The 12,896-nt window shown below is 42.8% G+C and carries 13 protein-coding genes; all 13 read right to left on the bottom strand.

Going from position 1 to position 12,896, the window contains the following annotated elements:
- Nucleotides 1–455 precede the first annotated feature (455 nt).
- Complete coding sequence (gene ccpA, locus BBH88_RS06890; RefSeq protein WP_006829984.1) at nucleotides 456–1,454, bottom strand: catabolite control protein A; 999 nt, start codon at nucleotides 1,452–1,454, stop codon at nucleotides 456–458.
- 100 nt (nucleotides 1,455–1,554) lie between these two features.
- Nucleotides 1,555–2,640, bottom strand: a complete 1,086-nt coding sequence (locus BBH88_RS06885) for a bifunctional 3-deoxy-7-phosphoheptulonate synthase/chorismate mutase (RefSeq protein ID WP_006829983.1) — start codon at nucleotides 2,638–2,640, stop codon at nucleotides 1,555–1,557.
- 168 nt (nucleotides 2,641–2,808) lie between these two features.
- Nucleotides 2,809–3,138 (bottom strand): bacillithiol system redox-active protein YtxJ, encoded by a 330-nt coding sequence (gene ytxJ, locus BBH88_RS06880; protein ID WP_006829982.1) that lies wholly within the window; start codon nucleotides 3,136–3,138, stop codon nucleotides 2,809–2,811.
- Between the two features lie 16 nt (nucleotides 3,139–3,154).
- Nucleotides 3,155–3,928, bottom strand: a complete 774-nt coding sequence (locus BBH88_RS06875; protein ID WP_006829981.1) for a YtxH domain-containing protein — start codon at nucleotides 3,926–3,928, stop codon at nucleotides 3,155–3,157.
- 38 nt (nucleotides 3,929–3,966) lie between these two features.
- Nucleotides 3,967–4,458, bottom strand: a complete 492-nt coding sequence (locus tag BBH88_RS06870) for a DUF948 domain-containing protein (RefSeq protein WP_065537066.1) — start codon at nucleotides 4,456–4,458, stop codon at nucleotides 3,967–3,969.
- A gap of 132 nt (nucleotides 4,459–4,590) precedes the next feature.
- Nucleotides 4,591–5,904 (bottom strand): UDP-N-acetylmuramate--L-alanine ligase, encoded by a 1,314-nt coding sequence (gene murC, locus BBH88_RS06865; protein WP_006829979.1) that lies wholly within the window; start codon nucleotides 5,902–5,904, stop codon nucleotides 4,591–4,593.
- Nucleotides 5,905–6,134: 230 nt separating this feature from the next.
- Nucleotides 6,135–8,681, bottom strand: coding sequence for a DNA translocase FtsK (locus tag BBH88_RS06860; RefSeq protein WP_006829978.1), 2,547 nt, complete (start codon nucleotides 8,679–8,681; stop codon nucleotides 6,135–6,137).
- Between the two features lie 6 nt (nucleotides 8,682–8,687).
- A complete protein-coding gene (ytpR, locus tag BBH88_RS06855; protein ID WP_006829977.1) occupies nucleotides 8,688–9,296 on the bottom strand; it encodes a YtpR family tRNA-binding protein in 609 nt (202 codons plus the stop codon).
- Nucleotides 9,293–10,108, bottom strand: coding sequence for a DUF1444 family protein (locus BBH88_RS06850; protein WP_006829976.1), 816 nt, complete (start codon nucleotides 10,106–10,108; stop codon nucleotides 9,293–9,295). The genes ytpR and BBH88_RS06850 overlap by 4 nt, the downstream gene beginning before the upstream one ends.
- A gap of 63 nt (nucleotides 10,109–10,171) precedes the next feature.
- Entirely contained in the window at nucleotides 10,172–10,489 is a 318-nt protein-coding gene (locus tag BBH88_RS06845; RefSeq protein WP_065537067.1) for a thioredoxin family protein, read from the bottom strand.
- Between the two features lie 12 nt (nucleotides 10,490–10,501).
- Nucleotides 10,502–11,017, bottom strand: coding sequence for a hypothetical protein (locus BBH88_RS06840; RefSeq protein ID WP_006829974.1), 516 nt, complete (start codon nucleotides 11,015–11,017; stop codon nucleotides 10,502–10,504).
- A 59-nt stretch (nucleotides 11,018–11,076) separates the two neighbouring features.
- Nucleotides 11,077–11,595: a DUF84 family protein gene (locus BBH88_RS06835; protein WP_006829973.1), complete on the bottom strand. Its 519-nt coding sequence runs from the start codon at nucleotides 11,593–11,595 to the stop codon at nucleotides 11,077–11,079.
- Nucleotides 11,596–11,638: 43 nt separating this feature from the next.
- Nucleotides 11,639–12,712: a M42 family metallopeptidase gene (locus BBH88_RS06830; RefSeq protein WP_006829972.1), complete on the bottom strand. Its 1,074-nt coding sequence runs from the start codon at nucleotides 12,710–12,712 to the stop codon at nucleotides 11,639–11,641.
- Nucleotides 12,713–12,896 lie beyond the last annotated feature (184 nt).

Genomic DNA, 12,896 nt, shown 5'->3' with positions numbered 1-12,896 from the left:
GTGAGTGTCCGCTGATTTGCTGCATATCCCGATAATCCATTATTCAAAAACGATTAGAAGAAAAAGCGGAAGACCGACGAAGTGCAATGGCTTTGCATCGCTTCGCTAGCTTCGTCGCAAAGCCATTGCCCAAACTCTCTTCGTTCCATGTCTTTCCTGCGAAAAACGGAGTGATGAGACCTCGCAGGAGCTTGCGACGAGGAGGCTCAAGTGACGCTCTTGGCAACTGACATCTGTCACGCCAGTTGTATGACCCACAGTTCTGTAGACCTAAAGCGTCCGTCTGGAGCGATTTTTTAGTTTACTTATCCTCATTGAGTTAAAAAAGTTATTTTAGTTCAACTTATATTAATCTCAACTATGTGAATTTATCACTGAAAACATAAGAAACCCTGCCTAGATGAATTTATCCAGGCAGGGTTTCTTATGTTTTATAATTTTGAGCACGACCGTTACTAAATGTTTTTAGTTGATTGCCTTTCTTCGATTCGATAGGGAAGAATGACTTGCTTTTCTTCGATTTCTTCATTGTTCATGTACTTTGTCAACAAGCGCATAGAAACAGCACCGATATCGTAAAGCGGGAAAGCGACAGACGTCAGCATCGGACGGGCCATCCGCGCCAATTTGGAATTTTCGTAGCTGATGACTTCTGCATCCGACGGTATTTTTTTTCCTAGTTCTTCCAATCCATGAATAACACCGATCGACATTTCATCATTACTGACAAAATAAGCAGTCGGCTCAAATGGTGCCAATGTTTGAACAGACTCCATTCCTTCATCGTAGGAATTATTGCATTCCACAATCAAGTTTTCATCGTAGTCAATACCCGCATCAGCCAAAGCATCTTTGTAGGCTTTCAGCTTATACTCTTTGTTAATCATCGAAGTTAACGGACCTGAAACAAAAGCGATTTTCTTGTGACCGTTATCAATAAATTTCTTTACGGCTTCGTAGGCTGCCCCATAATAATCGATATTGACCGAAGCAATCGCCGCTGATTCATCAATTGAACCGGCTAAAACAATTGGTGTCGGAGAACGTTCCATTTCATAAAGAAGTTCAGTTGAAATCACATCACTCATAAAAACAATTCCATCTACTTGTTTTCCGAGCATTGTCTCCAATAACTGAAGTTCTTTATTTTCATTCTGATCCGAGTTGGATAGAATAATATTGTAACGATACATTGTAGCGATATCTTCAATTCCACGGGCCAGTTCAGCGTACATGCTATTGGAAATATCGGGTATGATGACGCCGACCGTCGTTGTCTTCTTGCTTGCAAGCCCACGAGCAACAGCATTTGGACGATAGCCCAATTCTTCTATCACTTTTAGTACTTTCTTTCTTGTGGCAGGTTTTACGTTTTGATTGGCATTTACTACCCGTGACACAGTAGCCATGGAAACGTTCGCCTCTCTTGCCACATCGTATATCGTAACGGTCATTGTGCGCCCTCCTTTTCCAGTCTTTCTCTAATCATACGACAAAATCTTCAATAATATCAACTAAAAAAAGAAAAGCCGGAGTTAATCCGGCTTTTCAGGCTCACACTTTCAATTCATACTGTTTCATAAATTTCATTAATGCATCGTAGTACTCATCGAATTGGCCCAAATCCATCTGCTGTTGAGCATCAGATAATGCTACTGCAGGATCCGGATGAACCTCAGCCATTACGCCATCTGCTCCGATTGCAATGGCAGCTTTAGCCGCTGGCAACAATAGATCACGACGACCTGTTGAGTGAGTTACGTCCACAAATACTGGAAGATGCGTTTCTTGTTTTAAGATTGGTACTGCCGAGATATCCAATGTGTTACGTGTTGCTTTTTCGTAAGTACGGATTCCACGCTCACATAAAATGATGTTTTCGTTTCCTGAAGCGATAATGTATTCAGCTGCATGGATGAATTCATCCACAGTTGCTGACATGCCACGTTTCAAAAGAACGGGTTTATTGATCTGTCCCACTGCTTTTAGCAATTCGAAGTTCTGCATGTTGCGTGCTCCGACTTGTACAACATCTACGTAATCAAGAGCCGCTTCAAGATGTCCAGGTGTAACGATTTCTGAAACAACAGCCAGATCATACTGGTCAGCCGCTTTTTTCAGCATCTTCAATCCGTCTAAACCAAGGCCTTGGAAATCATAAGGCGATGTACGTGGCTTGTAAGCTCCGCCGCGGATCATTTTCAAGCCTTTCGCTCCAATTGCTTCAGCAACTTTCATTACCTGTTCCTGGGATTCTACTGCACATGGACCGAAAATAAAGGAAGGGTCTCCAGAGCCGACTTGTTCACCATTAATAGTAATCACTGTGTCTTCAGCTTTCTTTTTACGTGAAACAAGCAACGCTTTACGGATATCCTCTTCTTGCATATCCAGTGCTGACTTGAAGATCTCTTTAAAAATATGATCAACGGTCTTCTGATCCAATGGACCATCATTATTATCCTTCAATAGGTTTAGCATATGGCGTTCCCGCAACGGATCGTAGCGGTTAACTCCTTGCTTTTCTTTCAACTTACCGATGTCCTGAATTACGGAAGCTCTCTCGTTGATCAGAGACAGAATCTGCAGGTTGACTGCGTCCACTTTTTCTCTTAGCTGTTCTAACTCTAAATTACTCATTCTATAACTTCCCCTTTCGCTAATTACCTTTATCAGATGACTCATATTATCACGATAGGACTATTATAAGCAAACTATTCGGGAAAGTCACGAAATTTATTTTAGTGATTCAACGCGCTAAAGTGTTTTTTGCACGAAAAAGCCGAAGCACAAAGGCTTCGGCTTTTCTTAAGCAATAAATTCCTGCATAGATTCTCGCTTAATTTTATGATGAGAAGCATGCCAATCCACTTTTTGACTCGTGAAATGGAACAATTGGGGCGATTCATGTTTCATGCCCGTAATCTCTTCAATTGCTTGGGAGAATTCCCGATCTTCTTGTACTACTAGATACAAAAAGATTTGGTTTGAATGTAATGAGCAATATTCGTTGTACTCATTCCACGCTTCAGCGGATACCGGACACGTACTGCTATGTTTGAAAAGCCAGTAATGCTGATTGTGCCCCACTGCCTGTTTTAAACTGTCCAGACTATTCACTTGCACTAAATTTTTCATCTAACCCGCTCCCAGATTAATTCTTTTTATTGTGGTTGTCGCTTGAAGAATTATTGTTTGATGAAATTGTTGACGATTTATTGCTGTTGTTGTTGCTGCTGGTCGTATTTGGACCTTTGCTTGAATTTGCTGTGTTGCTGTTCGTGCTGCTGCCGGTGTTGCCGACTGTTGACGAACTTGAATCCGATTTTTTTTCTTCTTTCACTTCTTCGACCGCTTCTTTTAATGCGTTGGCAGTAGAAGTGAATGCATCAGAACCTTTGTTGTCTGATTTGTTTGGAGTATTTTGAACAGTTGAGTGGATATCAATCGACTCTTCTCCTTCTGAAGAAGCTGTGCCATCATCCATAGGCGAGTTTCCAGCTTTCATATGTTTCACTTTGTCCACTACTTTAGTCGATTGTTCTTTCAACTGCTGAGCAAAGCCTGCTGAATCATCACTAGTTGAATCTGACTGCTGCGCTGCCTTTTCTTTCAAAGTTGTCGCCTGCGTTTTCAAGTCAGCCTGAAATTCTTTGCCAGATTTAGGAGCTAAGAATAATGCAGCCGCAGCTCCGATAATCCCGCCGACCAAAATACCAACTAGGAAGCTTGATCCTCCGCCAGATTCTTCATAATTATAAAGATCGTCGTAACGGTTAGAGGCGCCGTATGACTGGGGCACATAGTCGCTTTGCTGATAGTTTTGGCCGCTGTTCTGGTTATGCTGTCCACCTTGTGTGTAGTAATCCTTGCTGTACTGAGAATCGTTAAAATTAGACTGACTGTAATTGTCTTTGTTTTTACTCATTAATATTCCCTCCAATTAAATTAATTATTAAAGCCATTTTAGTACTGTTCGTTATGTGGCAATTTCTTTTGTTTTGGTTCAGGTGCATAAGCTGCATTTGCACGAGCTTCATAAATTTTGCGCTCATTCCATTTATCACGGATACCCATCGCTACATTGCCCCATTGGACAACTTGCGCAATTTTATCTTCGTTTTGTTCTACATGCACGCCAACTTTTGAAGTGATGTTACGAACAGTAGAGTTTAAATCAGCTACAGAGTTACCGACGCCTTTCACTGCATCTACGACACCATTCAACTTTTCTGACTTCACTTGAATATCTTCAGCAAGTTCATTTGTTTTATGCAGTAAATTTGTCGTTTCTAACGTTACCCCCTGCAATTGATTTTCAAGACCAGAAACGGTTCCTGAAACTTCTTTTAACGTGTTTTTTAATGAATTTAATGTCATTGCCAACGCTACGCATAGAATTAAGAATCCAATAGCTGCTACGATCGCTGCAATGTAAAGCAAGATTTGCCAATCCATCCTGTTTCCTCCTTTTAACGAATTATGTTATATCCTTTTCTACCCTCGATGAGTTTGGATTAAACACTTTCTCTTTTATTATTCAACAAAAACAACTAGAATCCTGCAAAAAAAAACAGGTTAACTCGAAAGTTAAACTGTTTCTCCTGTATTTAGTCCATTTGCGAAGGCTTCTTGGAATTTGGTAACATCGCCTGCTCCCATAAACAGATAAACGGCATTGCCATGCTTTTTCAAAGAGTCTACTTCGTTCAACTGCAGTAAACGGCTACCATCGATTTTCTCTGCCAGGTCCTGTATTTTCAAAGTTCCGGCTTTTTCGCGTGCAGAACCGAAAATATCACAAAGATAAACGTGGTCCGATTCAGTCAGACAGTCCGCGAATTCTTGCAAAAAAGTCTGTGTCCGTGTAAATGTATGTGGCTGGAAAATCGCAATGAGTTCTCGTTCTGGATATTTTTGACGAGCAGATTGCAAAGTCGCTCGGATTTCTGTCGGATGGTGCGCATAGTCATCAATTAAAATACGGTCACCGATCGATGTTTGCGTAAAGCGGCGCTTAACGCCTTCAAAATCCTCGAATTGCTGCTGAATGATGTCAGCAGGAATACTTTCGTAATGGCACAAAGAAATAACAGCCAGAGCATTCAGAATGGCGTGGTCGCCAAACATCGGAATCGTGAACGTATGGAAAAATTCATTGCGGATGACCACATCGAAAGTTGTTCCTGTTGTAGTCTTCACTACATTTCTAGCCTGAAAATCGTTTTCTTCTCCAAATCCGTAGTAGACAACTGGAACTGGCGCGTGGATCTGCTGAAGGTATTCGTCATCCCCGCAGGCAATAATGCATTTTTTCACTTGTTTGGCCATTTCTTCGAATGCCTTGAAAACATCGTCGATTCCCGTGAAATAATCCGGATGATCAAAATCGATATTCGTCATAATCGCGTAATCCGGATGATAGGCAAGAAAATGGCGGCGATACTCACAAGCTTCTGCCACAAAGAAATGGGAATCTGCTTGTCCTACGCCAGTTCCGTCACCGATCAAATACGACACGGGTTTGAATCCGGCCAGTACGTGCGCCATCAAGCCTGTTGTCGAGGTTTTACCGTGCGCTCCAGTGATGGCAACAGAAACATATTGCTTCATTAAGTCGCCTAAAAACTGATGATAGCGAATAATGGTCGCACCTAATTCACGCGCTTTGGCCAATTCGGGATGATCATCGCCAAAGGCATTACCAGCAACGATGGTCATATCTTTTTCTATATTGTTTGCGTCGAACGGCAAGATAGTTATGCCTCTATCACGAAGTCGGTCTTCGGTGAAAAAATGCTGTTCAATATCAGAACCTTGAACTTGTTCGCCCATATCATGCATGATTTGTGCAAGCGGACTCATACCAGAACCTTTGATCCCGGTAAAATGTAAAACTGTCATAAATGAACCTCCTGTGGGAGCTGAAAATTAGTCTACATAAATCGCAGAGCGAGTTCTATAGCTGATGAAGATAAAGAGAGACTTCAATCAGTAAGGTTTCTTCATCCCCCCACTGACTGCTAGTCGATCCACTGATCATTAAATCAGGGTAAATACAATGTATCAGTATATCATATATTTAACATTTGCAGAAATAAACCAATTTTCATGGTTCAAACACCTTTTAAAGATCAATGAAATACTTCTTCGATGTCGGTTTCCGTAATCAAAACTGACCGGGCTTTGCTGCCATTCTGCTCAGAAATAAAGCCATGCTGTTCGATCAGATCCATTAATCTGGCTGCACGGTTATAGCCGATATGGAACTTCCGCTGCAAAAGCGATGTCGACGCGCTACCTTGTACCATGATAAAACGGCAAGCCTCTTCAAATAGATCATCCTGTTCTGTCGGAGACTCACTTCGCTTGATTAATTCTTCTTCTTTAAAGAAGTATTCGGGTTTTCCTTGCTTCCTGACATGTTCAATAACTTTTTCAATTTCATCATCGGTCACGAATGTTCCTTGCAGACGGCTTGGTGCCGACATTCCATTTCCAAGGTACAGCATGTCCCCTCTTCCGAGAAGGCGCTCTGCTCCTTGAGAATCGAGGATGGTTCGACTATCCACCTGTGATGACACAGAAAACGCAATGCGCGTCGGGATATTGGATTTGATCAATCCCGTGATGACATCGACAGACGGACGTTGGGTCGCAATTACTAAATGGATCCCACAAGCGCGGGCTTTCTGTGCAATGCGGCATATTGAATCCTCAACATCAGAAGGAGACATCATCATTAAGTCCGCCAATTCGTCGATGACGATTAGGATATACGGAAGATGCTGTGCATAATCTCCTTTTTCTTTCACCAGCTTATTGTAGCGGCTGATGTCACGCACACCACTATGAGCGAATAACTGATAACGGCGTTCCATTTCTTCAACTGCCCATTTCAGCGATGCAGTTGCCGCTTTGACATCCGTGATGACTGGACTAACTAGATGCGGTATATGATTATACGGTGCTAGTTCGACCATTTTCGGATCGATCAACAACAATTTCAGATCTCTCGGCGATGATTTGTAAAGTAAGCTGACCAATAATGAATTTATGCAGACTGATTTCCCAGAGCCTGTAGCTCCAGCTATCAATCCATGAGGCATTTTGCGTAGATCCAATGTAACCGGCTTGCCTGTTAAGTCAAGTCCAAGAGCAGCTTCGAGTGGAGAATCTGACTCTTCGAACACAGCACTGCCGATAATTTCAGAAATGCGCACTGCACGACTCGTTCGATTTGGAATTTCGATGCCGATAGAACTCTTACCAGGAATCGGAGCTTGAATCCGGATATCTCTGGCAGCTAGCGCCAACTTCAAATCATCTGCCAAATTGCGAATCTTGCTGACTTTTATTCCCTGAGCAACTTTCAACTCAAACTGTGTGACAGCAGGTCCCTGAACAATACTTAAAATTTCTGCCCTGATCTGGAAATGAGACAGCGCTTCAATCAGACGCACGCCTTGCTCATCCATCCACTCCTCGTCTTTCCGGTCATTTTCAGGAGCCATCAAATATTCTAGTAGAGGCAGCTGGTAAGCGTGTGACTCAGCTTCCGTTACTGCATTCAGTGCATGTGCCGGTTGCTCAGCTGAATTTGCCGTTTTTTTTTCCGCTTGTGCAACTGGTGCCTCCACTGATTCACGAATCGATGGAGCAGCAGGCTGCAATTTAACTTTGTTCTTCAGTAGTTCCTTGTCAGACTTGAGCATTAGAACATTGAACGGCACAGTTTTCTCTCGCTTTGGTGCAGGCGTTGGCGACGCATCAATTTCCGATACCGATTTTTGTTCTGGTACTAGATCTGGTTCTACTACTGATTCTGCTTGCATCTCTATTTCTGCTTGCATCTCTGCTTTAATATTCTGCTCTGTTTCTTGCAGTAAATTGATTTCAGGTTGTGATTCGGGTTCTGCCGCATCTATCGGCTCCGATTCGCTACCGACTTGTGTTTCGTTTGTTGGTGGCATTGTATGTACTGGAGAAAAAGCAATTTTTTCCGTTTCAGCTTCCTTCTCTTGTGTCGCTGGAATATCGATTGCCTTTTCTTCAGAAATATCATTCACCAATGGTTCGACAGCTCTTTCTGTATTATTTTCAACTTTCGGTGCGTCCGTTGTCGATTCGTCTTCTTTTTTGAAAATCGGCTGGATTTCATGTTCTGTTGGCACTTTTGGTTTATGCCAGCCACTTCTCGCCTTTTCTTCTATGGCTTCATCATATAACTGGCGGTTAAGTTTCTCTTCCCTGTCCGCTAACCGTTTTTGAGTAGGTGCAGGACGAGCTGTATTAAAGCCGTGGATTGGCGATGCGATCCGGGTTGGCTCAAAACGGTGTGTCTTATTGACAGGCGGTTCTACAGCTTTTCGTTTTACGGTTGCTGAAGGGCGGACTGGTGCCTCTTTTGGCCCCATTATTTTCTTCTCTGCCGGAAGCACAGGCTCTTTTCGGAGAACTTCCCTTTCGCGTTCGTCGAAAATCGGCATTTTCGGCCGGGTTTCTGCCTGTTTCACATCATGGATAAACTCGTCTTTTTCTTCATCCGGAATTAACGGAAATCGAAAAGGCGCTTTTTCTTTTTTTACAGCCGGGGGTGGCGTTTTATGGGTAACTTCTTCATCGATTTCATCGGAGTCATCTGTGAACATGCGGTTCCATACATTTTTAATCCAGCTCATAACGCGTCACGCCTTTACTTGGAAAGCTGAACCGATTTCTGCATCTTCAGGCAGCACAAAAATGCCTTTTTCCTGAGGAGCATCCGGCAAAGCCAATTCTTTTGCTGAACAAATCATTCCGGATGATGCCACTCCCCGAAGTTCCGCATCACGAATGACCATTCCTGAAGGCATGACAGCCCCAACTTTAGCCACTACTACTCTTTGGCCCTGTTCGACATTCGGAGCGCCGCAGACGATTTGCAATTTTTCGCCGCCAACAGCTACCCGACAGACGTTTAATTTATCCGCATTTGGATGTTTTTCTTTTGCTTCTACAAACCCCACGATAAATTTCGGTGAAAAATCTACTTCTAGTATCAAATCGATATCATTTTTCACTAAGGCATTCTGCAAAGAAGTGACAAGTCCTTCTGACAGTTCCACTTGCTCGCTTTCTGGTAGTTCCGCATAGCTTGTAGCATTGAACAAATTAAATCCCACAATTTTTCCGGTCTCATCTTTGATCAATGTGACATCTCCTGACTGTTCAGGATAAATTTTTTCTGGGGTTTCTGTTTGCAGTTGAACTAGCAACACATCGCCAATTCCCTGTTTATTGTAAAATACATTCATTTTTTATCGTTCTCCTCATTAGGTCTATTTTTCGCCATGATGAAAATTGGCTCAAGTTCATCATTTTCATAAATGAACGATAAAGAAGTAATCGGCACTTTGCCATTTGTAAAGAAATGCATGGCCATTTGCGCGAGCACATCGTATCCCGTTTCATTTCGGATATCACCAATAATCAATACATCCTGATGGGGCACCGACACAGTCATATCCCCCGTAATTTTTGTTTTCATTTCTTTTAAGAACGATTCATTTAAGATGCGTGAAGCGTCATAGCCATCATTTTCATTTAGAAAATAAAAGATATTGCCGGCTACGTGGTCTTCTTTCAGCGAAGTTTTCAATTTTTTCACTTGAAACTTCGCAATTTCTTTAATCTGCTCTTCTGTCAGACTTAATGAATTTAACACATTTTCGTCAATTAAGCGATAGGTAGTGCCAGCATCCAGGGCAAAATAAATCCGTGTTTCCGCTGTATGGTCAGCCGTAACGAACTTATGTCCTTCAGTAGATTCAGTTGGAAAAGAAGTCGAACGGATGACCGGGAAAATATGATTGGTCGATTTCATTTCACCATTCGCTTCCCGCTCCATAGCGTCAAACGTTTCTGTAATGGTATAGACGATTTCCTGGATTGCTGCATCGCCTTTTGCTTCAAATCGGTTGATTACTTGCGGCAAGGAAATACTCATGCCTTTACCCAATTCTTTATGTTGGATATTTACAACATCTTTCTCGCGGTCAAAGCGCCATTCTAGTTGACGGCTTGGCATATGCTCTCTTAGTACATTAAAAAGTTCTGTAGATTTCATCGTTGTTTGGCCTCACTTTCATAAATAAACGGTTCAGCCCAGTCAGGCGAACCGTTTTTATTGTTATTTTGGAAGATTTGAAATAAATTCCTCAATTTCTGTTTGCGTTTTACGGTCCTTGCTGACGAAACGTCCAGTTTCCTGGCCATTCGCATAAGCAAGAAAACTCGGAATGCCATAAACGTCCTGCTCAATGCACAAATCAATAAACTGATCACGATCCACCGATACAAAGGCAAGGTCCGGAAATATTTTTTCAATTTCAGGCATGATAGGATCAATAACGCGACAATCTGGACACCATGCTGCTGTAAACATAAAAATAGCTAAAGGTTCTTTGACCAATTCTTGAAATTCTTCAGTCGACCGTAAATTTTTCATTTGGGTAATCTCCTATTCATCACTATCGATTGAACGGACCGTTTTCATCATCCAGTCCATATTTCTTGGAAGCTCACTTTCTTCTGTAACGGTCGTCAATTTAACTCCGCCAGTCCCGACTACCAGTTCCAGTCGGTCTTCTGCAATCTCTTTTACCATGGTAAATCCGAAACGGCCATTTTGTTGAAACGTTTCGTCCACCACCCATTGCTGTTCGGCATCCGCTTTTTGCAGATTATAGAAAAAAGTGCTCGTGGCTTTTTCATTCGGATTGACGAGTAAAACAAAAGAATCGCTACCTCTTGTGATTAAACTGCTTAAGCCGTCCGACGCTTCTTCAAAATCGTAACCAGCTGGCACATACAACTCTTTTTGTCCCGCCGTTTTATTGGCTCTTTGTGGCTCTGATTCAAACGCAGCATGCGCGTTCGATACTCCCTGTACAACCTGTTCTTCTGGTGTTGCCATACAGCCAGACAATATACCGATCAGCAAAAGCAGCAAAACAATCAAGCCATATCGAGGCACGCTTTTTCCCCCTATCATTACTGCTCCTTATTTTAAAGGTGTTTACATGGACATGCAACTTAATCGCTGTCCCGCTGGTATTGGCCAATTAACAATTTGACGATTTGGCTGAACATTTCCCCTCGGTTGACGAGACCATCTGTTAAGATTCCAATGGCGCCTTTATGGTGACGTATTCCGCTTTCGTTGGCATAATCGTCCATGACAGGTCCGAGTTCTTTACCATCATAAAGGCTTTTTGCAATCTCAGTCGGTAATGGTATCTGAGCACCGGCAGCTGTAAACAATCGTCCACCCTGCGTAGCCAAAGCACCCCAGTTGCATAAATATAGCGTCTTATCCATTTCATAGACTCCGCCCTCTAACCCAATGGCAAAATCTAATTCTCCTAATGCGTTGTTCGCCCTGTTTACCGCACCTCGCCGTGTTTCCTGCTGTGAGAAAGGCTGTGCTGAAACTTCTGATTCGGCATCTACGGCGGATAAATCGATTGTCCACTCCAGGTTTTTAAGAACGCTTGATACTGCGTTAATTTTCGCAGGATTTTTTGATGCTATTGCTGCACGAATTTTTTTCATTTCCATTATTCCTTTCAAAAAAAAGAGCCCGCAGGCACTTTTTTTAGACATTTTGTTTGATGGTTTCAAGCGTTGTTCGGTCGGTCGCTTTCACGAGTTTCGTCAAAAGCTCTTTAGCTGCTGCATAATCGTCTGTGTGAATAATCGATGACGACGTATGGATATAGCGGGAACAGATCCCGATTACTGAACTCGGAACTCCTTCGTTTGCTGTGTGAACTCGCCCTGCATCTGTACCACCTTGTGAAACAAAATACTGATACGGGATGTGGTGTGTCTCAGCAGTATCTAAGATAAATTCACGCATCCCGCGATGGGTTACCATACTTTTATCCAAAATGCGCAATAAAGTTCCTTGGCCAAGCTGGCCGAATTCATTTTTATCACCTGTCGCATCATTGGCCGGACTGGCATCAAGTGCAAAGAACAAGTCGGGTTTAATCATCGTTGCCGCCGTTTGGGCTCCACGCAAGCCGACTTCTTCCATGACAGTCGCGCCGGAAAATAATTGGTTCGGTAACTTTTCATTTTTCAGTTCTTTCAGGAGTTCGATCGCCAGTCCGCAGCCATAGCGGTTATCCCAGGCCTTTGCCATAATTTTCTTGTCATTGGCCATGGGCGTAAATGGGCTGAAAGGCACGATTTGTTGGCCCGGACGAATACCCATAGCCAGCGCGTCCTGTTTGTCGTCTGCTCCAATATCGATGAGCATGTTCTTTATCTCCATCGGTTTACTGCGAAGTTCCTCGCTCAATAGATGTGGAGGAATCGAACCTATGACACCTGGAATTACACTTTTTCCTGCTACGATGTCTACACGTGTCGCCAGCATCACCTGGTTCCACCAACCGCCCAAAGTTTGGAATCGAATCATGCCGTTATCGGTAATTTGCGTTACCATGAATCCTACTTCATCCATATGGCCAGCGACCATGATGCGTGGTCCGTCCTGCTGTCCATCTTTTACGCCGAAGATGCTGCCAAGATTATCCTGTATGAGCCGATCGGATACTTTCCCTAACTCTTGCCCCATAAATTTTCGGACTGCATGTTCACTACCTGGGGCTCCTGGTAATTCAGTTAAGGTTTTAAACATTTCACGAGTTTCAGCATTCATATCAAAATTCCTCCTATGTAAGTTAAACTGATTATTTGTACTAGCTTAAGTTGATCTTATGATTTCGGCCTGTCCATATTCCACAAACCAACTTCACTTTCAGGCCTGCATCCTTTGTTCTAAAGCGTTCGATTAAAGTAATTTCTTCTGACTAGATCCTTCTAGTTGTACGATTTCAAAAAAA

This window comes from Planococcus antarcticus DSM 14505 (genome assembly GCF_001687565.2).
GTDB classification, from domain to species: domain Bacteria; phylum Bacillota; class Bacilli; order Bacillales_A; family Planococcaceae; genus Planococcus; species Planococcus antarcticus.
This window is presented reverse-complemented; position numbering and strand designations above follow the sequence as displayed.